This is a genomic window from Actinomadura sp. KC06, from assembly GCF_004348735.1.
Taxonomy (GTDB): Bacteria; Actinomycetota; Actinomycetes; order Streptosporangiales; family Streptosporangiaceae; genus Spirillospora.
The window spans coordinates 27,769-53,006 of record NZ_SMKT01000010.1; the positions used below are offsets into that span (position 1 = coordinate 27,769).

The 25,238-nt window shown below is 72.3% G+C and carries 27 protein-coding genes; 8 read left to right on the forward strand and 19 right to left on the reverse strand.

Annotated features, from left to right (window positions below; all coding sequences use genetic code 11):
- Positions 1-422: 422 nt before the first annotated feature.
- Complete coding sequence (locus E1287_RS05510) at positions 423-1,448, reverse strand: hypothetical protein (RefSeq protein WP_131963723.1); 1,026 nt, start codon at positions 1,446-1,448, stop codon at positions 423-425.
- A gap of 16 nt (positions 1,449-1,464) precedes the next feature.
- Positions 1,465-2,445 (reverse strand): DMT family transporter, encoded by a 981-nt coding sequence (locus E1287_RS05515; protein ID WP_131963724.1) that lies wholly within the window; start codon positions 2,443-2,445, stop codon positions 1,465-1,467.
- On the opposite strand from E1287_RS05515, the gene E1287_RS05520 reads away from it, so the two are divergent.
- A complete protein-coding gene (locus tag E1287_RS05520; protein ID WP_131963725.1) occupies positions 2,444-3,835 on the forward strand; it encodes a PLP-dependent aminotransferase family protein in 1,392 nt (463 codons plus the stop codon). The genes E1287_RS05515 and E1287_RS05520 overlap by 2 nt on opposite strands.
- Here E1287_RS05520 and E1287_RS05525 read toward each other — a convergent pair.
- Positions 3,824-4,192: a VOC family protein gene (locus tag E1287_RS05525; protein ID WP_131963726.1), complete on the reverse strand. Its 369-nt coding sequence runs from the start codon at positions 4,190-4,192 to the stop codon at positions 3,824-3,826. The two genes, E1287_RS05520 and E1287_RS05525, sit on opposite strands and share 12 nt — an antisense overlap.
- Positions 4,189-4,467, reverse strand: coding sequence for a hypothetical protein (locus E1287_RS05530; RefSeq protein ID WP_131963727.1), 279 nt, complete (start codon positions 4,465-4,467; stop codon positions 4,189-4,191). The genes E1287_RS05525 and E1287_RS05530 overlap by 4 nt, the downstream gene beginning before the upstream one ends.
- A 124-nt stretch (positions 4,468-4,591) precedes the next feature.
- On the opposite strand from E1287_RS05530, the gene E1287_RS05535 reads away from it, so the two are divergent.
- From E1287_RS05535 to E1287_RS05550, 4 genes are read left to right on the forward strand one after another with little or no spacing between them, the layout of a single operon-like run.
- On the forward strand, positions 4,592-5,134 hold the full coding sequence (locus E1287_RS05535) for a CGNR zinc finger domain-containing protein (protein WP_131963728.1): 543 nt from the start codon (positions 4,592-4,594) through the stop codon (positions 5,132-5,134).
- A gap of 58 nt (positions 5,135-5,192) precedes the next feature.
- Positions 5,193-5,732: a GNAT family N-acetyltransferase gene (locus E1287_RS05540; RefSeq protein WP_131963729.1), complete on the forward strand. Its 540-nt coding sequence runs from the start codon at positions 5,193-5,195 to the stop codon at positions 5,730-5,732.
- Between the two features lie 57 nt (positions 5,733-5,789).
- The gene (locus E1287_RS05545; protein WP_243718656.1) at positions 5,790-7,463 is read left to right on the forward strand and encodes an MFS transporter; all 1,674 of its coding nucleotides are present in this window, start codon (positions 5,790-5,792) and stop codon (positions 7,461-7,463) included.
- Positions 7,464-7,497: 34 nt separating this feature from the next.
- On the forward strand, positions 7,498-8,379 hold the full coding sequence (locus tag E1287_RS05550; RefSeq protein WP_131963730.1) for a 1,4-dihydroxy-2-naphthoate polyprenyltransferase: 882 nt from the start codon (positions 7,498-7,500) through the stop codon (positions 8,377-8,379).
- Here E1287_RS05550 and E1287_RS05555 read toward each other — a convergent pair.
- Together E1287_RS05555 and E1287_RS05560 are read right to left on the reverse strand one after the other, a co-directional pair.
- Positions 8,343-9,386 carry a hypothetical protein gene (locus tag E1287_RS05555; RefSeq protein WP_131963731.1) on the reverse strand — a complete coding sequence of 348 codons (1,044 nt, stop codon included), beginning with the start codon at positions 9,384-9,386 and terminating at the stop codon, positions 8,343-8,345. The genes E1287_RS05550 and E1287_RS05555 overlap by 37 nt on opposite strands.
- An 89-nt stretch (positions 9,387-9,475) precedes the next feature.
- A complete protein-coding gene (locus E1287_RS05560; RefSeq protein ID WP_131963732.1) occupies positions 9,476-10,168 on the reverse strand; it encodes a uracil-DNA glycosylase in 693 nt (230 codons plus the stop codon).
- A 112-nt stretch (positions 10,169-10,280) separates the two neighbouring features.
- Here E1287_RS05560 and modA point away from each other — a divergent pair, with 112 nt between their 5' ends.
- The 3 genes from modA to E1287_RS05575 all read left to right on the forward strand — a co-directional run bounded on the left by modA (position 10,281) and on the right by E1287_RS05575 (position 12,780).
- Entirely contained in the window at positions 10,281-11,060 is a 780-nt protein-coding gene (modA, locus tag E1287_RS05565) for a molybdate ABC transporter substrate-binding protein (protein ID WP_131963733.1), read from the forward strand.
- A 99-nt stretch (positions 11,061-11,159) separates the two neighbouring features.
- Positions 11,160-11,828 (forward strand): Uma2 family endonuclease, encoded by a 669-nt coding sequence (locus E1287_RS05570; RefSeq protein ID WP_131963734.1) that lies wholly within the window; start codon positions 11,160-11,162, stop codon positions 11,826-11,828.
- Positions 11,829-11,904: 76 nt separating this feature from the next.
- A complete protein-coding gene (locus E1287_RS05575) occupies positions 11,905-12,780 on the forward strand; it encodes a sigma-70 family RNA polymerase sigma factor (RefSeq protein ID WP_131963735.1) in 876 nt (291 codons plus the stop codon).
- A 62-nt stretch (positions 12,781-12,842) separates the two neighbouring features.
- On the opposite strand, the gene E1287_RS05580 is transcribed toward E1287_RS05575, so the two are convergent.
- From E1287_RS05580 to E1287_RS05640, 13 genes are all read right to left on the reverse strand, one after another.
- On the reverse strand, positions 12,843-13,295 hold the full coding sequence (locus E1287_RS05580; protein WP_131963736.1) for a GNAT family N-acetyltransferase: 453 nt from the start codon (positions 13,293-13,295) through the stop codon (positions 12,843-12,845).
- The gene (dapB, locus tag E1287_RS05585) at positions 13,292-14,029 is read right to left on the reverse strand and encodes a 4-hydroxy-tetrahydrodipicolinate reductase (protein ID WP_131963737.1); all 738 of its coding nucleotides are present in this window, start codon (positions 14,027-14,029) and stop codon (positions 13,292-13,294) included. Before dapB ends, E1287_RS05580 begins: the two co-directional genes overlap by 4 nt.
- A gap of 35 nt (positions 14,030-14,064) precedes the next feature.
- Positions 14,065-14,688: an NAD(P)H-dependent oxidoreductase gene (locus E1287_RS05590; protein ID WP_131963738.1), complete on the reverse strand. Its 624-nt coding sequence runs from the start codon at positions 14,686-14,688 to the stop codon at positions 14,065-14,067.
- 81 nt (positions 14,689-14,769) lie between these two features.
- Positions 14,770-15,141 (reverse strand): phage holin family protein, encoded by a 372-nt coding sequence (locus E1287_RS05595; RefSeq protein ID WP_131963739.1) that lies wholly within the window; start codon positions 15,139-15,141, stop codon positions 14,770-14,772.
- A 35-nt stretch (positions 15,142-15,176) separates the two neighbouring features.
- Positions 15,177-16,496, reverse strand: a complete 1,320-nt coding sequence (locus tag E1287_RS05600; protein ID WP_131963740.1) for a pitrilysin family protein — start codon at positions 16,494-16,496, stop codon at positions 15,177-15,179.
- 129 nt (positions 16,497-16,625) lie between these two features.
- Positions 16,626-18,968, reverse strand: a complete 2,343-nt coding sequence (locus E1287_RS05605; protein WP_131963775.1) for a polyribonucleotide nucleotidyltransferase — start codon at positions 18,966-18,968, stop codon at positions 16,626-16,628.
- Between the two features lie 403 nt (positions 18,969-19,371).
- Positions 19,372-19,641, reverse strand: a complete 270-nt coding sequence (gene rpsO, locus E1287_RS05610; protein WP_067884254.1) for a 30S ribosomal protein S15 — start codon at positions 19,639-19,641, stop codon at positions 19,372-19,374.
- Between the two features lie 211 nt (positions 19,642-19,852).
- Positions 19,853-20,797: a bifunctional riboflavin kinase/FAD synthetase gene (locus tag E1287_RS05615; protein ID WP_131963776.1), complete on the reverse strand. Its 945-nt coding sequence runs from the start codon at positions 20,795-20,797 to the stop codon at positions 19,853-19,855.
- A 104-nt stretch (positions 20,798-20,901) separates the two neighbouring features.
- On the reverse strand, positions 20,902-21,570 hold the full coding sequence (locus E1287_RS05620) for a hemolysin III family protein (RefSeq protein ID WP_131963741.1): 669 nt from the start codon (positions 21,568-21,570) through the stop codon (positions 20,902-20,904).
- Positions 21,571-21,691: 121 nt separating this feature from the next.
- Complete coding sequence (gene truB / locus E1287_RS05625) at positions 21,692-22,564, reverse strand: tRNA pseudouridine(55) synthase TruB (RefSeq protein WP_131963742.1); 873 nt, start codon at positions 22,562-22,564, stop codon at positions 21,692-21,694.
- A gap of 43 nt (positions 22,565-22,607) precedes the next feature.
- A complete protein-coding gene (locus E1287_RS05630; RefSeq protein WP_243718658.1) occupies positions 22,608-24,095 on the reverse strand; it encodes a bifunctional oligoribonuclease/PAP phosphatase NrnA in 1,488 nt (495 codons plus the stop codon).
- Positions 24,092-24,625, reverse strand: coding sequence for a 30S ribosome-binding factor RbfA (gene rbfA, locus E1287_RS05635; RefSeq protein ID WP_131963743.1), 534 nt, complete (start codon positions 24,623-24,625; stop codon positions 24,092-24,094). Before rbfA ends, E1287_RS05630 begins: the two co-directional genes overlap by 4 nt.
- Before the next feature lie 78 nt (positions 24,626-24,703).
- On the reverse strand, positions 24,704-25,012 hold the full coding sequence (locus E1287_RS05640; RefSeq protein ID WP_243718660.1) for a DUF503 domain-containing protein: 309 nt from the start codon (positions 25,010-25,012) through the stop codon (positions 24,704-24,706).
- Between the last annotated feature and the right edge of the window lie 226 nt (positions 25,013-25,238).

Here is a 25,238-nt window from a genome sequence, read left to right on the forward strand (position 1 = left end):
CGGATCTAACAGGCAGATCGGACACGACATCCCTCGGTTCGCCCTCGCGCCGTCCAGCCGCCGCCCATGAAACGACCAGGCTTTGGACGTGATCGCGCGCCGCGCGCGGCGGCCGTTGACACCGGGGGAACCCTGTGATGACCAGGCGGCTCGGCGGCGCGGGCCCACCGGTTCTCGACGGGAGCCGCCCGGATCTCACCCGTTCCACCGGGATGGAGGTCGAGCCGACATGCGAGTACGACCGGATCAGGCCGAACCCAGACCTCTGATCAGCACACGCGCTCTAGTGATCTTCCTCGTGGCGATCGGCGCCGCCGCGCTGACCGCCGCCTCTCCGCAGTTCGCGATTCCGATAGGAGTGGGCGTGGGTGTCGTCACCCTCCTCGCCCACATCGTCAAGGACTGACCCAGAAAACGGGAACTCAGAAAACGGGAATTATGTCTTCGGGGTCGATGACGGTGACCTCGACCCCGGAGATGTCGAGCTCGGGGATGGCGGGGAACTCGATCCCCCAGCGTTCGACGATGGCGCGGACGCGGGCGATGGCGATCTTCCAGTTCTCCGCCTGCTCCTCGAACGACAGGACGCCGAGCCCGGCGTCGCGGGCGTGGTCCATCAGGACGCGGTGGTTGGTGAGGAAGTAGGGCGGCAGGTCCCAGAAGCCGTCCGGCGGCTCCCAGAGGATCATCGACAGGAACACGAACCCGGCGCGGAGCTGCTTGGTGATCTGGCCCTTGACGTCCTCGGTGAGGCCGGGCCACTCGTTCTCCAGGATGGTCATGCAGATCTGCAGATGCCGCGACTCGTCCCGGCCGATCTTCTTGAACATCTCGTCGAAGACCGGGTGCGTCGTGCCGGTGGCCATGCCGCGGAAGAGGGTGGACGCCGCCATCTCGCCCATCATGAAGCTGGTGAACAGGACGGCGAGCGAGTACTTGCGGACGGCCGTGTTGTAGCCGTGCCAGTAGCGGCCGCCGTTGTGGTAGAGCCAGCCGATGTTGTTGTGCGCGGCCTTCTCCAGGTCGGTCTCGGGCCGCCAGTCCAGCGGGCCGCCCGGCCAGAGCTTCGCGATCGTCCGCTGGCAGCACTCCTCGTGGTTCATCTCGTCGCGCGTGATCGAGAAGAAGCACTTCCGGACGGGGTCCTCCTCGTGCTGCTCGAACGCGTGGATGGTGGCGCGGGCGAACACGGCGGGGCCGGAGGCGTCGAAGTTGGCGAGGACCGCGAACCAGTACATGATCCCGAGCCGCTGCTCCGGCGTGAAGTCGCCGGGGCGCAGGTCGTCCCAGGGCAGGTCGGCGGGGTTCCAGACCACCCGCTTGGACTTCTCGTAGATGGCGGCGAGCTTGTCGGTCTCGACCCGCCATTCCATCGGGTAGATGTTCGGCTGCGGGATCTCGGGGGCGGGCCAGAACCCGCCCTCGGGAACGGTCAGCTTGTCGGCCATGGACGCCCCCCGGAAGTCATCGGCGCGTGACGCTCCCTTCCTCCATCGTGCGCGACGGGCGCGCGTCCCGCAAACCCTGGGGCGCCCGGTCGACGCGGGTGCGCTGGGTGAGGGCCACGCAGACCAGCACGGCGACGGCGGCGAGCGCGGTCGTGGCGTCGATCAGCTCGCCGAGGAGGATCCCGGACCAGAGAAGGGTCATGACCGGCTGGGCGAGCTGGACCTGGCTGGCGCGCGCGATCCCGGCCCGTGCCAGGCCCTCGTACCAGGCGAAGAAGCCGATGTAGGCGGAGAAGGCGGCGACGTAGGCGAAGCCGAGGGTGGCGCGTCCCGTCCAGTCGGGGTCGGTCGTCGCGAGCAGCCAGACCGTCACCGGAACGGTGATCGGCGCGGAGAGCACGAGCGCCCAGGAGATGACGCGCCAGCCCGGCATGTCGCGGGCGAGGCGCGCGCCCTCGGTGTAGCCCGCCGCGCAGGTGACCAGCGCGCCGAACAGCAGCAGGTCGGCGGCGGTGAAGTGGCCCGCGCCGCGGATCAGCGCGAACCCGGTGACGCAGACCGCGCCGGCAGCGCCGGCGAGCCAGAACGCGCGGGACGGGCGCTCCCCCGCCCGCAGCACGCCGAACACGGCGGTGACGGCGGGCAGCAGCCCGACCACGACGGCCGAGTGGGCGGACGAGGCGCCGTGGTCGAGCGCGAGTGTGGACAGCACCGGGAACCCGAAGACGACACCGGCGACGACGACCGCGAACCCTGCCAGCTGATCGCGGCGCGGGCGGGGCGCCCGCACCGATAGCAGTACGACACCGGCGAGGACGGTCGCGGCGGCGGCGCGGCCGACGCCGATGAGGTACGGGTCGAGCCCCTCCAGCCCGAAGACCGTGCTCGGGATCGTGAAGGAGTAGATCAGGACGCCGATGCCGGCGAGCCAGAGGCCCGCTCCCGGGCCGGTGTCCGCTATCGGCGCGGAGGCAGTAGCGCTATCCTTGGTCTTCATGAAACACGATAGCAGTGTGGCGGCGCTCGCCGACTCGCTGCGTGCCGACGTGCACCGGATGGGCGCCGGGGAGCGGCTCCCGTCCAGCCGGAGCCTGGTCGAGCGGCACGGGGTCAGCCCGGTGACGGTGTCGCGGGCGCTGGCCCTGCTGGCGGCCGAGGGCCTGGTGGTGACGCGGCCGGGCAGCGGCGCGTTCGCCGCCGGGCGCCGCGAGGCCGCCGCCGAGCCTGCCGATCTCGGCTGGCAGGCGGTGACGCTCGGCGACCGGTCCGTCGACGCGGCCGGGGTGTCGTGGCTGCTCACCCCGCCGCCGGAGGGCGTGATCGCGCTCAGCGGCGGCTATCTGCACCCGACGCTGCAGCCCGCGCGGGCCCTCGCGACGGCGATGGCGCGGGCGGCCCGCCGCCCGGACGCCTGGGAGATGCCGCGGCTCGGCGGGATGCCCGAGCTGCGCGCCTGGTTCGCCCGGACGGTCGGCGGCGCCGTCTCCCCCGCCGACGTGGTGATCACCAGCGGCGGGCAGCAGTCGCTGACGACGGTCCTGCGGGCGCTGCTCCCGCCGGGCGCACCGCTGCTGGTCGAGTCGCCGACGTACCTGGGCGTCATCGCGGTCGCGCGGGCGAGCGGGCTGCATCCGGTGCCCGTGCCGGTGGACGCGGACGGCGTCCGTCCCGACCTGCTCGCCGAGGCGTTCGCGATGACCGGGGCGCGCGCCTTCTACACCCAGCCGACCTTCCACAACCCGACCGGCACCGTGCTGGGCGACGAGCGGCGCGCCCAGGTGCTGGAGGTGGCGCGGGCTGCGGGCGCGTTCGTGATCGAGGACGACTTCGCCCGGCACCTCGGCATCGTCCCACCCCCGCCGCCGCTGATCGCGCAGGACGGCGACGGACGGGTCGTGCACATCGCGTCGCTGACCAAGGCCACCGCGCCGAGCCTGCGGGTCGCGGCGGTCATCGCGCGCGGCCCGGTCGCCGAGCGGATCCGCGCGACGCAGCTCGTGGAGGAGTTCTTCCCGGCCAGGCCGCTGCAGGAGGCGCTGCTCGAACTGGTCAGCTCGCCGGGCTGGCCGCGGCATCTGAGCGCCGTCCGCGCGGCGCTGCGGTCGCGCCGCGACGCGATCCTGACCGCGTTCGCCCGCGACCTGCCCGAGCTGCGCGTGAACCGTCCGGGCGGCAGCCTGCACCTGTGGGCGCGGCTGCCGGACGGCGTGGACGACACGGCGCTGGCCGAGGCCGCCCTGCGCGCCGGTGTCCTGGTCAGCGCAGGGCGGCCGTTCTTCCCCGCCGAGGCCCCCGCCCCGTACCTCCGGATCAGCTACGGGACGGCGGCCTCGGAGCCGGAACTGGCGGAGGGTGTCCGCCGCCTCAGCACCGTCCTACGTTCCTGAAGCGGTACAGAAGCAGAATTCGTTACCCTCCGGGTCACGCCAGACCTGAAAGGGGGCCTGCGGGTTCCCCATCGGGTCGCCCGCGGGCGTCGCGCCGAGCCGCCGTGCCCGCTCCCCCGCCGCGTGGATGTCGGGCACGTCCAGGTCGAGGTGGACGCGGTTCTTGATCTTCTTGGTCTCGGGGACGGCCTGGAACGCCAGCACCGGGCCGTCGCCCGCGAGCGGCTCCAGGTCGAGCCATTCGTCTTCGCGCGAGGTCGTCTTCATGCCGAGCAGCCCGCCCCAGAAGGCGGCCATCGCGTCCAGGTCGGTGCAGTCGAACACGACGGTGGTCACGGTGGGGGTGATGTCGCTCATCGCACTCCCCCGGCCGTCCGCAGGACGTGCGCCGAGCGCGCCGCGGCCCGCTTGCAGCCGGCCGCAGGCGGTGCCGGGCGGCGGCCGTGGCGCTGGGCGCCGATCCGGTCGGGCACCCCGTCGCGGAGCCACCGGCGGATCCGTCCGGCGCGCTCGATCGACCGCGCGCGGGCGATGAGGGTCGCCTCGACGATGTCGGCCTGCAGCCGGGCGTACTCGCGCTCGGCCCATGCGTGCCGAGCGGCGGGCCCCGCGAGGTACGGCAGCGCCTTCATGATCGTCCTCCCGTTCGTTGACACCATCTAAACACTAACGCTGGTGTCGCCGAGATGCAACCGGTAAAATGAGTATGCCGGTGTCGCAGGTTGGTAGACTGCGCGCGAACAGGCAGGAGAGGTGATGGCCGAGGCTCAGGACGACCCCGCGCCGCTGCTCAGGGACTTCGTCAACACGCTCAACATCGACGCCGCCGAGGACGAGCTGACGACGCCCGAGCGGCTCGCCGCGTGGCTGGCCGGGCGCGGGCTCGTCCCGGACGGCGCACGGGCGTCCGGCGCCGACCTCGCCACCGCGATCACGCTCCGGGAGGGCCTCCGCGAGGCCATGTCCGCACACCACGGGCCGCGCGAGGCCGAGTTCCCCGACGACCTGGAGGACGCTCTCGCCGCCGTGCCCCTGCGGGTCAGGTTCGCCGGGGCGCGTCCGGGCCTCGTCCCGCTCGACCCGCCCGGCACGGCCGCCGCCGGCCTGGCCCGGCTCGCCGTCGCGATCATGGACGCGGTCGCCGCCGGGACGTGGTCCCGGCTGAAGGTCTGCCAGGAGGACACCTGCCGCTGGGCGTTCCTGGACACGTCCAAGAACCGGTCCCGCGCCTGGTGCTCGATGAGCACCTGCGGGAACCGCACCAAGACCCGCGCCTACCGGGCCCGCCGCCGGGCCTGACCGCGTCCCGGGGGCCTAGTGTGGGCGGTGACCCCGGACGGAGAGGACGTGCCGCGCCATGGCCGATGTCGGAGTGCGGCCCGCACGGCGGGCGGACGCCGCCGCCGTCGCCGGCATCCAGGTGCGGGCCTGGCGGCAGGGCTACCGCGACCTGCTGCCCGCCGCCGTCCTCGCCGAGGTGACCGGGCCCGCCGCGCTCGAGGTCTGGCGGGAGAAGTGGATGGAGGCGGCCACGGCGCCGCCGAGCCCGCGGCACCGGCTGCTCGTCGCCGTGGCGTCCGACCTCGTCGTCGGTTTCGCCGCGCACGCCCCGGCCGAGGACCCCGACCTCGACCCGGCCGACACCGCCGAGCTGATCACGCTGCTCGTCGACCCGCTGCACGCCCGCGCCGGACACGGCAGCCGGCTGCTCGCCGCGACCGCCGACCTGCTCCGCGAGGACGGCTTCGCCACCCTGACCACGTGGGCGTTCGAGGACGACGAGGTGACGCGCACGTTCCTCGGCTCCGCCGGCTGGGCCCCCGACGGGACGGCCCGGACGCTCGACATGGGCGAGCCCGTCCGGCAGATCCGCCTGCACACCGACATCAGCGGCTGAGCCGGTTGGGCAGGGGGCGGTGCGGACCGCGGGCGCCCCGCCCATATCTTTGAAGCCGTGCCCGAGCCCACCTCCCTGACGCCGCCGCGCGCGCCCGTGCCCGCGGAGGCCGCCGCCGGACGTCGCCGCCGCTGGCTCGGCATGGCCGTGATGAGCCTCGGCGTCTCGCTGATCGTGGTGGACGCCACCATCGTGGGCGTCCTGCTGCCGAGGATGGTCACCGACCTGGGCCTGACGACCACCGACGCCGAATGGGTCACCTCGATCTACGCGCTGGTGTTCGCCGCGCTGCTGATCCCGTCCGGCCGCGCGGGCGACCTGTTCGGGCGGCGCCGGATGTTCGTGCTCGGCGTGGCGGTGTTCGCGGCGGCGAGCGCCGGCGCCGCGCTCGCGGGCGACGGCTCGGCGCTCATCGGCGCACGCGCGCTCCAGGGCGTCGGCGCCGCGATGGTCCTGCCGGCGACGCTGTCGACGGTGAACGCCGTGTTCACCGGCCGGGAGCGCGCCGTCGCCTTCGGGATCTGGGGCTCGATGATCAGCGGCATGGCGGCGCTCGGGCCCCTCGCCGGCGGCGCGCTCGCCACCGGCGGCGGATGGCGCTGGGCGTTCGGGGTCAACCTGCCGCTCGGCGCCGCGCTGATCGCCGGCGCGCTGTGGCTGATGCCCGAGACCCGGCAGCCGCGTCCCGGAACGGCGCGCCGCGGAAAGGCGGGGCGTGACATCGACTGGCTCGGCGGGCTGCTGTCCACGCTCGGGCTCGGCGCGCTGGTGTGCGGGATCATCGAGGGCCAGACGTACGGCTGGTGGGCCGCGACGCGCCCGTTCTCGACGGCCGGGCTCGACTGGCCGGAGTCGGGGCCCTCGCCCGTCCCGGTCGTCCTGGCCCTCGGCGTGGTGCTGCTCGCGGTGCTGGTCGTGGTCGAACGTTCCCGCGCGGCGGCCGGACGCTCCGTCCTGCTCGACCTGGACCTGTTCCGCATCCCGAACTTCCGGCGCGGGAACCTCGCGTCGGCCCTGATCAACGTCGGCGAGCTGGGGCTGCTGTTCGTCCTGCCGCTGTTCCTGCTCGGCGTGCACGGCACGAACCCGCTGGAGATCAGCGTCGCCATCCTGCCGCTCGCCGTCGGCGCGTTCCTGTCCGGCGGGTACGCGGGCAGGCTCGCCAACCGGCGCGGCGCGCACCGGGTCGTGCAGATCGGCATGGTGCTGGAGGTCGCGGCGGTCGTCGCGCTGGGCGTCACGGTGTCGGCGTCCACCGGCGGGCTCGGGCTCGCGCCGTGGATGCTGCTGTACGGGCTGGGCCTCGGCCTGACGTCGGCGCAGCTGACGAACGTGTCGCTGGCGGACGTCCCGCAGGCGCAGGCGGGGCAGGCGTCCGGCACCCAGTCCACGGCCCGGCAGGTCGGCGCGGCGCTCGGCATCGCCGCCATCGGGACGGTGTTCGCGACGAGCCTCGGCCACGCGATGACCGACCGGCTCTCCGGCTCCGCGCTCCCGCCCGAGGAACGCGCCGCCGTCGCCCACGACCTGCGCGAGAGCGCCGGAACCTACGGACGCGAGCTGCACGACACGCCCGCCCGCGCCGTGGAGGCCCGCGCCGCCGACGAGAGCCTCGCCGTCGCGACCAGGCATGCGGCCCTCACGACCGCCGCGATCCTGGCGCTCGGGCTCGCCGTGTCCCTGCGCCTACGCCCGAGCATTGATCACCATCGGGAAGAATCGAAGGGATAGTCCCCCTGTCGCCCCACGAGAACGAGCGGTAACTGTGGCCACGCTCTCCCAATGGGTCGCCGGATCCCGGCCCCGCACCCTGCCCGCGTCCCTCGTCCCCGTCGTCGTCGGCACCGGCGTCGCGGCCGGCGAGGGCGGTGCCGGTGAAGGCGGCGCCGTCTGGTGGCGCGCGGTGCTCGCCGCGGTCGTCGCGCTCGTCCTGCAGATCGGCGTGAACTACTCCAACGACTACAGCGACGGCGTCCGCGGCACCGACGAGGACCGCGTCGGCCCGCTCCGCCTCGTCGGGTCCAAGGTCGCGCCGCCGAAGCAGGTCCTCGCCGCCGCGCTCGGCTGCTTCCTCGCCGCCGCCGTCGCCGGGCTCGTCCTCGCCGCCGTGACGACCTGGTGGCTGCTCCTCGTCGGCGCGTTCGCGATCCTCGCGGCCTGGTTCTACACGGGCGGCAAGACCCCGTACGGCTACCGGGCGCTGGGCGAGGTGTCGGTGTTCGTCTTCTTCGGCCTCGTCGCCGTCGTCGGGACGGTGTACGTCCAGGTCGAGGGCCTGCCGTGGGAGGCGTGGGCGGCGGCGGTGCCGATCGGGCTGCTGGCCTGCGGGCTGCTCGTGGCCAACAACCTGCGCGACATCCCCACCGACCGCGAGGCCGGGAAGCGGACCCTCGCCGTCGTGCTCGGCGACCGCTGGACCCGCCTGCTGTACGCGGCGTGCACCGCGCTGCCGTTCATGATCGTCCTGGTGCTGGCGGCCCCGCATCCGTGGGCGCTGATCGCGCTGCTCGCCGCGCCGCTGTCGCTCCCGCCGACGCAGAAGGTGCTGGGCGGTGCGGCCGGCCCCGCCCTGATCCCCGTGCTGGGCGAGACCGGCCGGCTCCAGATCGCCTACGGCGTCCTGCTGGCGGTCGGGCTCGCGCTCTGAGCATCCCGCTCGGCGGCCCGGCCGGTGACCTGAGCGTCCCGCTCGGCGAGCAGGACGGCGCCGGTGACGCCCATGAGGAGCCCCGCGAGAAGCCCGCAGAGGGTCGTCAGGTTGAGCGCGCTGGACGAGCCCGAGCCGAGGACCTCCGGCTGGCTGAGCGCCGCGATGAGCCGGTAGAACGACCACGCGAACGTCGCGCCCGCGCCGATCCACACGCCCGCCAGCGGCACCGCGAACCGCTCCGGACGCCCCGCCCGCTGGACGATCGCCAGCAGCGCTACCGCGCCCGCGAGCGCCATCAGGCCCATCACACCGTCGGCCAGCTGCTGGACGGCCCCCCGATGGTCGAGTGCCTCGCCGTGGATCCCGGCCGTCCCGCCGAACGCCCAGTAGAACTGCACGGCCGCGAAGACGACGGCGAACACCCCCGCCGTGCGCGCCAGAAGCACCTGCAGCTCGTGTGTCGCGCCCTTGGCGACGTCCTGGGTGCGGACGGCGAAAACGTCCGGCCACCTTTCCCGCGCGTAAAGCACGAAGGCCGTGAGCAGCCCTAGCCCCTGCAACGTGAATCCCGCGTACACGACCACGTACACCCAGCCCTGGATCGCGTTGTCGGACGCAGTGAGCGGCTCGGACGAGAACAGCGTCTGGAGGAGTGCGCCGAGCGGGACGGCGAGGGCGATCGGCGCGAGCAGCCCGGCGCCGATCCACATCGGCGTCAGCACCAGCCACGCCGGGACGCGCAGGCCCCAGCGGAACGTGAACGCCAGGACGACCAGCACGGCCACCGCGTCCATGGCCATCGTGATCGCGTTGCCCACGTAGAGGGCGGAGCTCTTGGCCGCCTCCGCGTCGCTCCACCCGACCGTGCTGCCGGACAACCACGCGATCTTGAGGCTGAGGTAGGGGACGCACGCCGCGACGGTCGCCGCGCACACGCCCAGCCGCAGCCGCCCCGGCCCCGCGCCCGCGACGGGCGCACTCCCGGTGAGAACTGAAACGGTCATGCCCCGACGATGGCGCGGACGGCCTCCGCGCCACTTCCCGCCACCGGGTGAAACCGCCCCCGCACTTCCCCCGCAGGGGTGAGGGCGCCTCAGTCGGACCGCGCGGCCGCACCCCAGTCGATCTCGGGAAGGCCGGCGTCCACCAGGGCCTTGTTCACGGCGCTGAACGGCCGCGTCCCGAAGAACTTCTTGGCGCTGAGCGGGCTTGGGTGCGCCGACTCGATCACGGTGTGCTGCGCGCCGGTGATGAGCCGGGCCTTCTTGCGGGCGTAGGCGCCCCAGAGCACGAACACCACGCGCTCGGACTTGTCGTTCAGGGCGCGGATCGCGGCGTCGGTGAAGTCCTCCCAGCCCTTGCCGGCGTGCGACCCGGCGTCGCCGCCGCGGACGGTCAGCACCGCGTTGAGCAGCAGCACCCCCTGGTCGGCCCAGCGGGTGAGATCGCCGGACTTCGCGACCGGCACCTCCAGGTCGGTGGCCAGCTCCTTGTAGATGTTGCGCAGCGACGGCGGCAGCCGCACGCCGTCGCGCACGCTGAAGCTGAGCCCGTGCGCCTGGCCGGGCCCGTGGTAGGGGTCCTGGCCGAGGATCAGGACGCGGGCGCCGCCGAACGGGCAGTGCCGGAACGCGCTGAACAGGTCCTCGCGCGGCGGGTAGACGGTCTGGGCGGCGTACTCCCCCGCGACGAACGCTCCCAGCGCGGCGGTGGCGATCGGGTCGAGCAGCGGGTCGAGCCGCTCCCGCCAGTCGCCGGGCAGCATTTCCATCAGGTCGAGGGACATCGTCGGGCCTCCGGGACGTGATCTTCAGTCGCGGCTCACCCTAGTGCGCGGCACTGACACGCCAGGGCCGAATCCCGGGAGCGCACCCGTCGCAACCGTAGGATGAAGCCATATGCCCGATTCCCCCCGGCGGCGGCGGTTCCGCGCGTCCGTGCTGCTCGTCGCGCTCGCCGTCCCCGGCCTCGGCGCGGGCTGCGGCGGCTCGTCCGGGCCGACGACGCTCACCGTCCTGGCCACCACGTCGCTGACGGAGGTGTCCGAGGAGATCGCGACGGCGTACGCCCAGGAGACCCCCGGCATCAGGCTCCGGTTCGAGTTCGCCGCCGCGCCCGATATGGCCGACCGGCTGTCCGGCCACGATCCCGCGGACGTGCTGGTGACGGCGGACAAGACCGACATCGACGAGTCCGACGACTATCTGGCGAAACCGCACCGGATCGTCGCGCAGACCTCGCTGACCATCGCCGTCGGCCCCGGAAACCCCCGGCGCGTCCGCGGCCTCCACGACCTGACGCGCCGCGGCCTGCGGGTGGCGGTCGGCGCCGGGACGGTCCCGGTGGGCCGCTACACCCGCCAGGTGTTCGCGAAGGCTGGGCTGACCGTCCGGTGGAGTTCGGAGGAGATCAGCGCGCGGGCCGTCCTGGACCGGGTGCGCTCCGGCGAGGCGGACGCGGGGATCGTCTACGTCACCGACCTGCGCTCGGCGGGCGTGGCCGCGAGCAGCGTCCCCATCCCGGCGGCCGTGAACGTCACCGCGGCCTTCCCCGCGGCGGCCGTCCAGGACAGCGACCACGGCGAGGACGCGAACGCATTCATATCGTGGCTGACCGGCCCATCCGCGCAGAAGCTGTTCAACAAATACGGCTTCGCCACCCCGCGCGCCCCCCAGTGAACGGCGCTCTCCAGGGCGTGATCACCGAATCCGGGTACGCTGACTACACGCGGTCCTCTACGATGACGGGAGCCGAACGTGACGGAGGAATCACCCAAAGTGAGCACACTTGCCACTGTTCACCACCGCCGCGAGCTCCCCGACACCCCCTACAACCTCTGGATGCGGGACGAACTCGCCGATGTACTCGATCTCCCCCACGACGGCACCCGAGTCGAGATCATCGGTGGGGAGATCATCGTGTCACCAGGGCCGGACTATGGCCACAACGCCGTCATCCGCGGTATCCAGCAGCGGATCTTCGCCGCAGAGCTGACGGACCCCTCGTTCCCGTGGCGTTGCATCGCGACACAGGACGTGAAGCTCAGCGACATCCATGACGGTTACATCCCCGACCTTTGCGTGCTGAGTGAGGAGAACGACAGGCGGGCACGGACCGCGCAACTCAAGAAAGTGGTCCCCCAGATGCTCGAACTGGTCGTCGAGGTCACCTCGCCGTCGACGGCATGCGACGACCGCAACCCCGGCCCCAGGCGATCCGCACTGACGAAATGGAACGGCTACGCCCGTGTCGGCGTCCCGTACTACCTGCTGGTCGACCGTGACCCGCGGGCGGCGCGGACCACGTTGTTCACCACCCCCGACGCCGCCAAGGGCGAATACACGGAGTCGGTGAACTGGGCGTTCGGGGAGCCCGTCAAGCTGCCCGAGCCGTTCGGGCTGGAGATCCCCACGGACATCTGGGAGCCGTGGCAGCAGGGCGGCTGAACCCGTCCGGCCCCTGTCACATCTCTTTCGTTCGCTTCGTCAGTGCTATGACATGGGCCTGACGAGGGGGAATGTGATGGACGAGCGCGAGTTCCTGGCGGACGAGTTCGAGCGGCACCGCGTGCATCTCAGGGCGGTCGCCTACCGGATGCTCGGGTCGCTCGCGGAGGCGGACGACGCCGTCCAGGAGTCGTGGTTCCGGCTCAGCCGCTCCGACGCCGACGCCATCGAGAACCTGGGCGGCTGGCTGACCACAGTCGTCGGACGCGTCTGCCTCGACATGCTGCGCTCCCGCACCGCACGCCGCGAAGACCCGCTGGAGGAGCGCCTTCCGGATCCGGTCATCGGCCCGGCGTCCGGGCTCGACCCCGAGCAGGAGGCGCTGATGGCCGACTCCGTCGGGCTCGCGCTGCTGGTGGTGCTCCAGTCGCTGACGCCCGCCGAGCGGCTCGCGTTCGTCCTGCACGACACGTTCGCCGTCCCGTTCGAGGACATCGCCCCGATCGTCGGACGCTCCCCCGCCGCCGCCCGCCAGCTCGCCAGCCGGGCCCGCCGCCGGGTGCGGGGCTCCGCACCCGTCCCCGAACGCGACCCGGTCCGCCAGCGCGAGGTCGTCGCGGCGTTCCAGGCCGCGGCGCAGGGCGGCGACTTCGAGGCCCTCGTCGCCGTCCTGGCCCCCGACGTCGTCCTGCGCGCCGACACCGGCGCGCCGACCGGACTGATCGAGGTGCACGGCGCGAAGGCGGTCGCCGGTCAGGCGCTCATGTTCCGCCAGGGCGGCGGCGAACCGCGCCCGGCGCTGGTCAACGGCACCGCCGGTGTGGTCGGCGTCGTGAACGGACGCGCGAGGTCCGTCCTGTCCTTCACGATCGTGGACGGCCGGGTCGCCGCCATCGACATCCTCGCCGACCCCGAGCGCCTCGCCCGCCTGGACCTCACCGTCCTCGACTGACCGTCCTCCAGCCCCCACCCACCGCCATTCAACGGACGAGCTCCGCTCGACTGACCCCGGGCTCAGCCGCCGGGTGCGAGCGAGCGGCGGAAAAGGACGCGGTCGCTGCCCGGGCCGTCATGGCCCTGGCCGTGGACGACGGTGAAGCCCATCGCCTCGTGGAAGGCGATCGAGCCGGTGTTCCGCGGAGACGTGAGCGCATGGACGACCGTCCGGCCGTCGGCGGCGGCCAGAGCGAAGAAGGTCTCGTAGAGACGGCGTGCCAGGCCCGTACCGCGGAAGTCCGGGTTCACGCCGACGAAGTGGACGTAGGCGGCGTCGGGCTGGGACGGCGACAGGAAGCCGACGAGGCAGCCCGCCAGCTCGTCGCCCGACTCGGCGACGAGACTGGTCCGATGGAAGTGGTCGAGGAAGAGGCGGGGCAGGATGCCGTGGATCGGGCGGCCCCACCAGTCGTCCACCACGGCGATGATGCGGTCGTAGTCGGCCGGCGTGGCCGCGCGGACGCCGGTCACAGGCCGAGGAGGGACTCGATGCCCAGGGTGAGGCGGTCGAGATCGGGGATACGGCGGACGGCGAGCAGGACGCCCGGCATGAAGGACGCGCGGTCCATCGAGTCGTGCCGGATGGTGAACAGCTCGCCGTGGCCGCCGAGGACGACCTGCTGGTGGGCGACGGCGCCGGAGAGGCGGACGGCGTGCACGCGGACGCCGTCCACATCGGCGCCGCGGGCCCCGTCCACCTCGGACGTGGTGGCGTCCGGGGACGGGGACACGCCGGCCTCGGCGCGGGCCGCGGCGACCAGTTCGGCGGTGCGGTAGGCGGTGCCGGACGGGGCGTCCGCCTTGTTCGGGTGGTGCGTCTCGACGATCTCGACGGACTCGAAGAACGGGGCCGCCTTCTGCGCGAAGTGCATCATCAGCACCGCGCCGATGCCGAAGTTCGGCGCGATGAGGACGTTGCCGGGCGCGTCTCCGGCCAGCCAGGAGCGGACCGTGTCGAGCCGGGACGGGTCGAACCCGGTGGTGCCGACGACCACGTGCAAGCCGTGCTCGACGCACCACTGGAGGTTGTCCATGACGACGCCGGGGTGGGTGAAGTCGACGACGACCTCGGCGCCCGTCAGCGCGTCGCGCGGGTCGTCCTGGTCGACGGCGGCGACCAGCTCCATGTCGTCGGCCCCCTGCACGGCACGGCACACCTCGGACCCCATGCGCCCCCGCGCGCCCAGCACCCCGACCTTGATCACGTGTTCCTCCCGGTAGGCGTGGGGCGAGCCTATCGTCAGAAGCGCTTGCCGAGTTCGCGCGCCTCGGCGTGCGCGGTGCGGCGTCCGGTGTCGGCGTCGGCGGTGGCGAGGTTCGGGCGGAACGCGACGGTGCTGATGTCGGTGATCCCGGCCCAGCGCAGCCAGCCGTCCAGGAACGGCATCTGGTGGTCGGCGCCGAACGCGGGCGGACGGCCCTCGCCGTATACGGCGCTGGTGTACAGGACGGCGGCCTTCTTGCCGCTGAGAAGGCCGCTGTAGCCCTTCTCGGGGTCGAAGGAGAAGACCCAGCCGGGCTGGGACACGACGTCGATGAACTGCTTGAGGATGTACGGGACGTTCGTGTTCCACATGGGGACGCTGAACAGGTAGCGGTCGTAGGAGTCGAAGCGCTCGAAGACGCGTCGCGCGGCGCGCCAGGCCTCGGCCTGCTCCCCGGTCGGCTCGTTCCCCGCGAAGACGGCCATCTTGGCGGCGGTCGCGGCGGGGCCGAACTCGGGGAGCGTGCCGTCCCACAGGTCGTGGTGGTCGACGACGTTGCCGTGGGTCTCGCGGTAGGCGTCCAGGAACGCGTCCGCGAGCGCCAGGGACTCGGACGCGGTGCCGCGGGGGGACGCGGAGATGTGCAGCAGGCGGGACATGGGGGATCCTCTCCGAAGACATACGGACTAAAGTCCGGTTACTCGCTTCGGAGATTAGCGGACCCTGGTCCGGTTAGCAACCTAGTCGTCCGCGACGAACAGGTTGAGGGCCCAGCTGACGACGCCGATGATGATCGCGCCCCAGAACGCGGGCCAGAACCACTCGACGTGGAACGGCAGGTCCAGCTCGCCCGCGACCCAGCTCGTCAGCATGAGCAGGCCCGCGTTCACCAGCAGGGCGATCAGGCCGAGGGTCAGAATGTAGAACGCGCAGCCCAGGACCTTGATGACCGGCTTCAGGACGGCGTTCACGACGCCGAAGATCGCGGCGACCGCGAGCAGCGTCAGGGCCCGCTCCCCCGTGTCCCCGGCGGTGAGCTCGACGCCGTCCAGCACGGCCTCGGCGACCCACAGCGCGATCGCGGAGATGACGAGCCTGATGAGGATCTTCACCCGCCGGGACCTACCCGATCATGGGCGGGCTAACGTCAGGCGGCGAACTCGCGGTCTCCCACCGGGCCGATGACGGTGAGGGCCTGCGGGCCTGCGAGGACCTCGCTCGCGATGGCGCGGACGTCGTCCAGGGTGACGGCCTCGATGCGGGCCAGGACCTCGTCCACAGGCAGCAGCGACTCGTACACGAGCTCGCTCTTGCCGATGCGGCTCATGCGGGAGCCGGTGTCCTCCAGGCCGAGGACCATCGCGCCGCGCAGCTGTCCCTTGCCCCGTTCCAGCTCCTCGGCGGTGAGGCCGGCGCCGGCGGCCTTGTGCAGCTCGTCGCGGCAGATGGACAGGACCTCCTCGGCCTTGGCGGGCTGGCAGCCCGCGTAGACGCCGAAGATGCCCGAGTCGGCGTACTGGGCGGTGTAGCTGTACACCGAGTACGCCAGGCCGCGCTTCTCCCGGATCTCCTGGAACAGGCGGGACGACATCCCGCCGCCGAGCGCCGCGTTCAGCACGCCGAGCGCGAACCGGCGGTCGTCGGTGCGGGACACGCCCGCGCCGCCGAGGATGATGTGGGCCTGCTCGGTGTCCTTGTCGATCACGACGTTGCGCGGGTCGATCGGCGCGGGCGCCCCGTCCAGGCGCGGCGGGGCGGGCTCGGCGTCGCCGGCCAGGTGCCCCTCGAACGCCCGCGACACCAGCCGGACGACCTCGTCGTGGTCGATGTTGCCCGCCACCGAGACCACGAGCTGGGACGGGACGTAGTGCTGCCGGTAGTAGCCGTGGATGCGCTCGCGGGACAGCGCGTTGATGGAGTCCTCGGTGCCGAGGATCGGACGGCCGAGCGGGGTGTCGCCGTACAGCGCGGTGGCGAACTCGTCGTGGATCAGGTCGCCGGGGTCGTCGTCGCGCATGTGGATCTCTTCGAGGATCACGCCGCGTTCGGCCTCGACGTCCTCGGGGCGGTTCACCGACGCCGCGACCATGTCGGAGACGACGTCCACGGCGAGGGGGAGGTCGGCGTCCAGGACCCGCGCGTAGTAGCAGGTGTACTCCTTGGCGGTGAACGCGTTGAGGTCGCCGCCGACCGCGTCGACCGCCGCGGAGATCTCCAGCGCGGAGCGCCGCTTCGTGCCCTTGAACAGCACGTGCTCCAGGTAGTGGCTGGCGCCGGCGTCGGCGGGCGCCTCGTCGCGGGAGCCGACCGCCGACCAGATGCCGAACGCGGCGGACCGCACGGTCGGCATCGTCTCGGTGATGATCCGGAGCCCGCCGGGCAGGACGGTGCGGCGCACCGCGCCGGCCCCGTCGGTGTGGATCGTGGTGGTGGTGCCGGGCTCCTGCGCCCTCGCCGGCAGGGTCACGTGTCGCTCACATTCCGTCAGTTGAAAGCACCGACCGGCCATCCCGCGAAACAGCCAAGCGCAGCTTGTCCTTAGAAAGGGTTGGCTGGGTGGGGGCTGTGGGATGGCCGGTCGGTCATGGATCCGGGGTCAGGAGTTGCGCTGGCCGGAGTCGTCGCCGCGGCGGGTGCGGCGGCGGCGCGGGCGGCGCTCGCCGTCGTCGCGGCGCTCCCGGCGCTCGCCGTCGCCGTCGTCGTCGCCCTCGCCGTCGGCGGCGGCCGCGGGACCGCCCCCGTCGCCGGGCTCGGACCGCTCGGCGGCCTCGCGCTCGATCACGTCGACCGGCACCAGCGACAGCTTGCCGCGCTGGTCGATCTCGGTGACCTCCACCTGGATCTTCTCGCCGACGCCCATCACGTCCTCGACGTTCTCGATCCGCGCGCCGCCGTGCAGCTTGCGGATCTGCGAGACGTGCAGCAGGCCGTCCTTGCCGGGCAGCAGCGACACGAACGCGCCGAACGTCGTGGTCTTGACGACGGTGCCGAGGAACCGCTCGCCGACCTCCGGCATGTGCGGGTTCGCGATCGAGTTGATCGCCTGCCGCGCGGCCTCGGCGGACGGGCCGTCGGTGGCGCCGACGTAGATCGTGCCGTCGTCCTCGATCGTGATGTCGGCGCCGGTGTCGTCCTGGATCGAGTTGATCATCTTGCCCTTGGGGCCGATGACCTCGCCGATCTTGTCGACCGGGACCTTGATCGTGATGATCCGCGGCGCGTACGGGCTCATCTCGGCGGGCGCCTCGATGGCCTCCTGCATCACGTCCAGGATCGCCAGGCGGGCGCCCTTGGCCTGCTTCAGCGCGGCGGCCAGCACGGAGGCGGGGATGCCGTCGAGCTTGGTGTCGAGCTGCAGCGCGGTGATCACGTCGCGGGTGCCGGCGACCTTGAAGTCCATGTCGCCGAAGGCGTCCTCGGCGCCGAGGATGTCGGTCAGCGTGACGTACTCGTCGCCCTCGTTGATCAGGCCCATCGCGATGCCCGCCACCATCTGCTTCAGCGGGACGCCCGCGTCCAGCAGCGACATGGTGGACGCGCACACCGAGCCCATCGAGGTGGACCCGTTCGACCCGAGCGCCTCCGACACCTGCCGGATCGCGTACGGGAACTCCTCGCGGCTCGGCAGCACCGGGATGATGGCGCGCTCGGCGAGGGCGCCGTGCCCGATCTCGCGGCGCTTCGGCGACCCGACGCGGCCCGTCTCGCCGGTGGAGTACGGCGGGAAGTTGTAGTTGTGCATGTAGCGCTTGGTGCGCTCGGGGTTGAGCGTGTCGATCATCTGCTCCATGCGGAGCATATTCAGCGTCGTCACGCCCAGGATCTGGGTCTCGCCGCGCTCGAACAGCGCCGAGCCGTGCACCCGCGGGATGACGTGCGCCTCGGCCGTCAGCTGGCGGATGTCCTTCAGGCCGCGGCCGTCCATGCGCAGCCCGTCGCGGATGACCCGCTCGCGGACCAGCTTCTTCGTGACGGCGCGGTAGGCGGCGGAGATCTCCTTCTCGCGCCCCTCGAACGTCTCGGCGAGCTTCTCCGCGACGCCCGCCTTGAGCTCGTCCAGGCGGGTCTCGCGGTCCTGCTTGCCGGCGATCGTGAGCGCCTGCGCGAGGTCCTCGCTGACGGCGTCGGTGACGGCGGCGAGCACGTCGTCCTGGTAGTCCAGGAAGATCGGGTACTCGGCGGTCTCCTTCGCGGCGACGGCGGCGAGATCGCTCTGCGCCTTGCACAGCGCCTTGATGAACGGCTTGGCCGCCTCAAGGCCCTCCGCGACGGTCTCCTCGGTCGGCGCGGCGGCGCCCTCGCCGACGAGCTTGAGGGTGTCGCGGGTGGACTCGGCCTCGACCATCATGATCGCGACGTCGCCGTCGGCCAGGACGCGCCCGGCGACGACCATGTCGAAGGTGGCGTTCTCCAGTTCGGGGTGGGTCGGGAAGCCGATCCACTGACCCTCGATCAGCGCGACGCGGACGCCGCCGATCGGCCCGGAGAACGGCAGCCCGGCCAGCTGCGTCGACATCGAGGCCGCGTTGATCGCGACGACGTCGTACAGGTGGTCGGGGTGCAGCGCCATGATCGTCTCGACGATCTGGATCTCGTTGCGCAGGCCCTTGGTGAACGACGGGCGCAGCGGCCGGTCGATCAGCCGGCAGGTCAGGATCGCGTCCTCGGACGGACGGCCCTCCCGGCGGAAGAACGAGCCGGGGATGCGCCCGGCCGCGTACATCCGCTCCTCGACGTCCACGGTCAGCGGGAAGAAGTCGAGGTTGTCCTTCGGCTTCTTGGACGCGGTCGTCGCCGACAGCACCATCGTGTCGTCGTCGAGATAGGCGACGGCGGAGCCGGCCGCCTGGCGGGCCAGCCGGCCCGTCTCGAAGCGGATGGTGCGGGTGCCGAACGTGCCGTTGTCGATCACGGCCTCGGTGCTCTGCGCGCCATCGATGCGCACGGCTTCTGTCACGGGAAACCTCCTTTAGGTTCCATATCGGTCCTCGCGGCCGTTTCCCGTGGTCTTGCACGCTGCCGGTCTTCGATCGAAGCGCCCGGATCGAGATCTCCCGCCGATGCGGCGGGACGGATCCGGAAGCCACTACCGAGGACCGGCCCGCACCAGCGGTGTCCGCGAGGCTTGTCTGCAGTTTTGCGGCCGGTCCCGCGCCCCTGTGCGGGGCGAGCGGGCGGCCGGTTGCGCACTGGGTGCCCTACCCGTCCGGCAGGGTCCTGCTCGTGTGCGAGCGGACCCCGGGGCGGACCCCCGGGCGCGTCCGGACGAGGCGTCGCGGCCCCGTCCGGCCATCGGGCCCAAAAAGGAAGGGAGCGGCCCGGCGGGCCACTCCCTGACCGTTCTAGCGGCGCAGGCCGAGTCGCTCGATCAGCTGCCGGTAGCGGTTGATGTCCTTGTTGGAGAGGTACTTCAGGAGCCGGCGACGACGGCCGACCAGCAGCAGGAGGCCGCGGCGGCTGTGGTGGTCGTGCTTGTGCTCCTTGAGGTGCTCGGTCAGATCGTTGATCCGACGCGTGAGCAGCGCGACCTGGACTTCCGGCGATCCGGTGTCACCCTCAGTGGTCGCGTACTCCGAGATGATCTTGTTCTTGGTGGCGGTGTCGAGCGACACGTGGCTCCTTCGATGCGATCGTCACCCGCAGATCCGGGCCCGTGGGCGCGCGGGTCCGCATGGTGCGTTTAAGAGAGTGGCGGGCCGCATGAGGGTGCAGCCAGCCGCGCCGGGGCCCTTCCCGGCGACTATTCACCGTACCATGCCGGAAAGCCCCCCGGTTACGAAGCGGAAAGCCCCGTTGTCGCAGGGTACGCGTATTCCTGGCGTTCTATTCCGATGTGATCTCGCGGGCGCGGGCCACGTCCCGGTGCATCTCCTCGATCAGCGCCTCGACCGAGTCGAACTTCAGCGTGTCGCGGATGCGGGCGGTGAAGTCGACCGCCATGTGCTCGCCGTACAGGTCGAGGTCGTCGCGGCCCAGCGCGTACGCCTCGACGGTCCGCTCCCCCGCGCCCTCGAACGTCGGGTTCGTCCCGATGGAGATCGCCGCGGGCCAGCGGAAGGCGGGATAGCGCTCGGAGTCGCAGACCAGCCAGCCCGCGTACACGCCGTCGGCCGGGATCGCGGTGTGCGGCAGCGTCTCCAGGTTGGCGGTCGGGAAGCCGAGCGCGCGGCCCCGCATGTGGCCGCGCACGACGACGCCCTCGACGCGGTGCGGACGGCCGAGCGCCCGCGCCGCCGTCTCGACGTCGCCCGCGTCGAGCCGCCCGCGGATGTAGGTGGACGAGATCGTGTCGCCGTTCGCCACCAGCGGCATGCCCTCGGTGGTGAAGTCGTACTTCTCGCCCAGCTCCCGCAGCAGCGCCACGTCGCCCTTGGCCTTGTGCCCGAACCGGAAGTCCTCGCCGACGATGACGTGGGCCGCGTGCAGCCGGTCGACCAGGACCGACTGGACGAACTCGTCCGGCGGCACCTTCGACAGCTCAAGCGTGAACGGCACCACGACGACCGCGTCGGTGCCGAGCCCCTCCAGCAGCCCGATCCGGCGCCTGGTGCTCGCGAGCAGCGGCGGATGGGTGCCGGGACGGACGACCTCGTCCGGGTGCGGATCGAACGTGATGACCACGGACCGCAGGCCGCGGCGGCGGGCCTCCTCGGCCGCCGTGCCGACGATCCGCTGGTGGCCGCGGTGAACGCCGTCGAACACCCCGATGGTGACCACCGAGCGGCCCCAGTCCGCGGGAACCTCGTCGAGGCCATTCCAGCGCCGCACCATGCTCTCCCTGCGTAGGACGTGCCTTCCCGGTCGTGTGGCCGCCCGGTTTTTGCTGCCGTCCTAAGAGTGCCATGCGCGGGCCGCCCGGGTGGCACCCGGGTTCACGCGGATTGGTAGACGACCAGGGAGACGGCGATGTACTGCAGGATGTAGGCGGCGAGCGTGCAGGCGTGGAACACCTCGTGGAACCCGAACCAGCGCGGCGACGGGTTGGGACGGCGCAGCCCGTACACCACCCCGCCGACGCTGTAGCAGACGCCGCCGAACGCGACCATGAGGCAGGCGGCGAGGCCCGCGCCGTCCAGGAACTGCGGCATGAAGAACACCGCCACCCAGCCGAGGACGATGTAGAGCGTCACATAGAGCGCACGGGGCGCGCCGATCCAGGCCGTCCGGAAGACGACGCCGGCGATGGCGCCCGTCCAGACGATGGCGAGGACGGCCACGCGGACGCCGCCGTCCAGCGCGAGGACGGCGAACGGCGTGTACGTCCCGGCGATGATCAGGTAGATGTTGGCGTGGTCGAAGCGGCGCAGGACCTCCAGCAGCCGGTGCGAGGTCTGCCGGTGGTAGGTCCCCGAGATCCCGAACAGCATCCCCGAGGTCGCCACGTAGATCGCCGACGCGAGCCGCGCCTCCACGCTCGGGCCCAGCGCGACCAGCACCAGCCCGGCGACGAGCACCGCGGGGAACGCGCCGATGTGCAGCCAGCCGCGCAGCCGCGGGCGGGTCGGGGACGCCACCGGCGCGCCGTCGTTCACGGTGGTCATTGACACCTCCTCACCAACAACCTACGGAATCGTAGGTTACGCGACCGTAGGTAGAAATGCACCGCCTCCCACCGGTGATGATCGCCACGAGCGGTGGGTCCCGTCCAGGCCGGTCGGCTGATCAGGAGATGAACACCGCGAGCGGCTTGGCGACGTTCCCGTGCTCCTCGACGAGCGCCAGCAGCGTCCCGTCGGGCGCGAACACGCCGATCGGGCCCGGGCCGAGCCCGGCCGCCGGGAGGCGCCCGCCGTGCGCGACCTTGCGGGCGTCGTCGTCCGACACGTCCCGGCGCGGGAACACCGCGGCGACCGCCTCGCCCATCGGCAGGATCTCCGGCTTCTCGGCGAGCTGGTCGAGCGTCCGGGCCATGCCGAGGTCGTAGGGGCCGACGCGGGTGCGGCGCAGCGCCGTCAGATGGCCGCCGCAGCCGAGGGACGCGCCCAGATCGCGGGCCAGCGCGCGGATGTACGTGCCGGACGAGCACGCGATGGCCGCGTCCAGGTCGATCACGTCGTCGTGCCGCCGGACGTCCAGGACCGCGAAGTCGTGCACCGTCACCGGACGGGCCGCGAGCTCGACCTCCTCGCCCTTGCGCGCCATCTTGTAGGCCCGCTCCCCGTTCACCTTGATGGCGCTGACCTGCGGCGGAACCTGCCGGATGGGCCCGGTCAGCGCCGCGACGCCCGCGTGCAGCGCCTCGTCCGGCACCGACGCGGCGGATGCGGTCGCGGTGACCTCGCCCTCGGCGTCGTCGGTGTTGGTCGACACGCCGAGCCGGATCGTGGCGTCATAGCCCTTCTCGGTCAGCGCCAGGTGCCCGAGGAGGCGGGTGGCCTTGCCGATCCCGAGGACCAGCACGCCCGTCGCCATCGGGTCGAGCGTGCCCGCGTGCCCGACGCGCCGGGTCTTCGCGAGCCGCCGCATCCTGCCGACGACGTCGTGCGACGTCCAGCCGGACGGCTTGTCCACGATGACGAGTCCCGAGTTCTCCACGCCCGCTCCGAAAGTCAGTCCAGTCGGTCCCGGTCGGTCCGGGTCAGTCCAGCTCGCCGGGGACGCGCAGCGCGGCGCGCAGCCGGTCGATGATCCAGGCGGGCTCGCCGCCCATGGTGAACGCGGCCGCGGTGCGGTGCCCGCCGCCGCCGAGCTCGACGCAGGCGCGTCCGACGTCGACCGAGCCCTTCGAGCGGGTCGACACGTACCACTCGCCCCGGTCGTTCTCCTTGCACACGACCGCGACCTCGGCCTCGTCGGTGCGCCTGAGCTGGTCGATGACGCCTTCGAGCTGGTCGTAGTCGACGTCGCGGGCGTCCCGGTCGGAGCGCGCGATCGTCGTCCAGACCAGGCCGCGGCCGCCCGCCGCGTCGCGCTCCAGCCGGGCCCGCGCCAGCGCGCCGGCGAGGACCTGCAGGTAGCCGAACGGCGCCCGGTCCCACAGCTCCCGGCTGACCGCCTCCGGCCGGACGCCCGCCGTCAGCAGCCGTCCCGCCAGGTCGTGGACCTCGGGCGTCGTGCACGGGTACTTGAACGAGCCGGTGTCGCTCGCCAGCCCCGCGTACAGGCCCTGCGCGATGTCGCGGTCGAGCGGGACGCCGAGCCTGCGGATCAGCTCCTCGACCAGCACCGCCGTGGCGGCGGCGTCCGGGTCGACGAGGCGCACCCCGCCGAACCCGGTGTTGGACGCGTGGTGATCGACCACGATCAGCGCTCCGGCCCGTCCGGCGGCGCCGGCGAGCGCGCCGAGCCGCGCCTGCCCGGCCGCGTCCAGCGAGATCATCAGCTCCGGCGCCTCGGGCATCCGCGCGGGCTCGACCAGCAGTTCCTGCCCGGGCAGGAAGCGCAGGATCGCGGGCACGGTGAACGGCTCCCCGAACGATGCCAGGCACCGCTTGCCCATCGCACGCAGCGCCTGCGCGAGCGCCAGCATCGAGCCGAGCGCGTCCCCGTCCGGCGCCACGTGGCAGGCGAGGCAGACCTCCTCCGCCGCCCCGATCAGCTCGACGGCCCGTTCCCATTCCGACTCCCCGAGCACCCGGACCGCTTCACCGGATGCATGAGGCTCGGCCCCGACCGGCGGCTCACCGAACACGGCCGACGGCCCGACCGATGCGGACAGGTCGGCGAGCCCCGACTGCGCGCCGCCGGCGGCGGTAGGCGATTCGGCAGACGCGACCGATTCGGACAACGGTGGCTGCGCAGCAGGCGCAGAAGCTTCGACGGCCACGAACGCCTCGACCGACGCAGGTCGCTCGGCCGACGCAGGCCCCTCGGCCATCGTGACCGACTCGACCGGGCCGGGGGGCTCGATGGCGGCCAGGGGGTCGGACGGCGCGGTCGGTTCGAGGACGGACGAGGGTTCGGTGGGTGCGGGCGGCTCGGCCGGGGTGACGGGTCTCGGGCGGAGGGCGCCGCCGCGTGGGATGACGTCGTGGCCGTTCGCGGAATGCCCGTCCGCGTCGTGCAGCAGGCATTCCTCGCTCCAGCCGGCGCCCGGCGCGTCCGCGCGCCCCTCCGGTCCGCTCACGACGGCGGGCGTCCGGAACGGCCGTCCTCACCGTCCCCCGCGGCGTCGTGCCCGTCGAAGTCCGCGTCGTCTTCGTCGTCCTCGTCCTCGTCGAGGTCCTCGTCCTCGTCGGGGCCGTTCTCGCGGTACGGGTTCGCGTCACCGGCCGGAGAAGCGCCCTGCGCGGCCTTCGCCACTTCCGCGTCCTTGGCGCGGGCCTGCGCGAGGAGGTCGTCGATGTGCGCCGCGTTCTCCATCAGGGAGTCCATGACGAAGGTGAGGCTGGGCGTGTGCCGGACCCCGGTCTTCCTGCCCACCTCCGACCGGATGACGCCCTTGGCGCTCTCCAGCGCGGCGGCGGTCTCGGCGCGTTCGCCGTCCGACCCGTAGACCGTGTAGTACACGGTCGCGTCGCGCAGGTCGTTGGTGATGCGGGTGTCCGTCACGGTCACGAAGCCAAGCCGCGGATCCTTGATCCGCCTCTCCAGCATCTCGGCCACGATCTGCTGGATGCGGTCGGCGAGCTTACGCGCCCGAGCTGCGTCCACCATGATCGCACTCCCTTTCTATGGTCTGACGACCCTTCCATGGTCTATCGATGACCCCGCCCGCGCTCCGTTTCGGCGCAGTCAGTCGTCGTCGTTGAAAAGCCGCTGCCGCGCGGACAGCAGCTCGATCTCCGGCCGTCCGGCCACGAACCGTTCGCACTGGTCGAGCACCTGGGTGCAGTTCGCGGCGCTGCCGGACACCACCGCCACCCCGATCTCCGCCCTGCGGTACAGGTCGTTGCCGCCGGTCTCGGCGACCGCCACCCCCGGGAAGTGCTTGTGCACCTCGGCGATGATCGGCCGCAGGACGGACCGCTTCTGCTTCAGCGAGCGGACGTCCCCCAGCAGCAGGTCGAGTGTCAGCGCACCCACGTACACCTGGTCGATCACCTCGGGATCTTCAGAAGATGGAACGACGGAGGTCACCCGCCGTGTTCCCGGCGGCACCCTGAAGCGGGATGAGCCGGACATGCCAGACGCCAGGCTAGAAGATCCGCCTGGCGCCGTGTCACCGATTGAACGATCACATCACCCGTTGCCGGAGATACCGCCGGGACACCGCCGGAGATACCGGGACGCGGGGACGTCCGCGCGGACGTCCCCGCGTCCCGGTCAC

Excerpts from the sequence above, each read along its gene's own strand:
- rbfA (WP_131963743.1), bottom strand. The coding sequence starts at position 24,625 with ATGGTGGACGCAGCTCGGGCGCGTAAGCTCGCCGACCGCATCCAGCAG.
- E1287_RS05590 (WP_131963738.1), bottom strand. The coding sequence starts at position 14,688 with ATGTCCCGCCTGCTGCACATCTCCGCGTCCCCCCGCGGCACCGCGTCC.
- E1287_RS05510 (WP_131963723.1), bottom strand. The coding sequence starts at position 1,448 with ATGGCCGACAAGCTGACCGTTCCCGAGGGCGGGTTCTGGCCCGCCCCC.
- E1287_RS05540 (WP_131963729.1), top strand. The coding sequence starts at position 5,193 with ATGGCCGATGTCGGAGTGCGGCCCGCACGGCGGGCGGACGCCGCCGCC.
- modA (WP_131963733.1), top strand. The coding sequence starts at position 10,281 with ATGCCCGATTCCCCCCGGCGGCGGCGGTTCCGCGCGTCCGTGCTGCTC.
- E1287_RS05525 (WP_131963726.1), bottom strand. The coding sequence starts at position 4,192 with ATGAGCGACATCACCCCCACCGTGACCACCGTCGTGTTCGACTGCACC.
- E1287_RS05535 (WP_131963728.1), top strand. The coding sequence starts at position 4,592 with ATGGCCGAGGCTCAGGACGACCCCGCGCCGCTGCTCAGGGACTTCGTC.
- E1287_RS05520 (WP_131963725.1), top strand. The coding sequence starts at position 2,444 with ATGAAACACGATAGCAGTGTGGCGGCGCTCGCCGACTCGCTGCGTGCC.
- E1287_RS05575 (WP_131963735.1), top strand. The coding sequence starts at position 11,905 with ATGGACGAGCGCGAGTTCCTGGCGGACGAGTTCGAGCGGCACCGCGTG.
- E1287_RS05515 (WP_131963724.1), bottom strand. The coding sequence starts at position 2,445 with ATGAAGACCAAGGATAGCGCTACTGCCTCCGCGCCGATAGCGGACACC.
- E1287_RS05555 (WP_131963731.1), bottom strand. The coding sequence starts at position 9,386 with ATGACCGTTTCAGTTCTCACCGGGAGTGCGCCCGTCGCGGGCGCGGGG.
- E1287_RS05530 (WP_131963727.1), bottom strand. The coding sequence starts at position 4,467 with ATGAAGGCGCTGCCGTACCTCGCGGGGCCCGCCGCTCGGCACGCATGG.
- E1287_RS05620 (WP_131963741.1), bottom strand. The coding sequence starts at position 21,570 with ATGACCACCGTGAACGACGGCGCGCCGGTGGCGTCCCCGACCCGCCCG.
- E1287_RS05560 (WP_131963732.1), bottom strand. The coding sequence starts at position 10,168 with ATGTCCCTCGACCTGATGGAAATGCTGCCCGGCGACTGGCGGGAGCGG.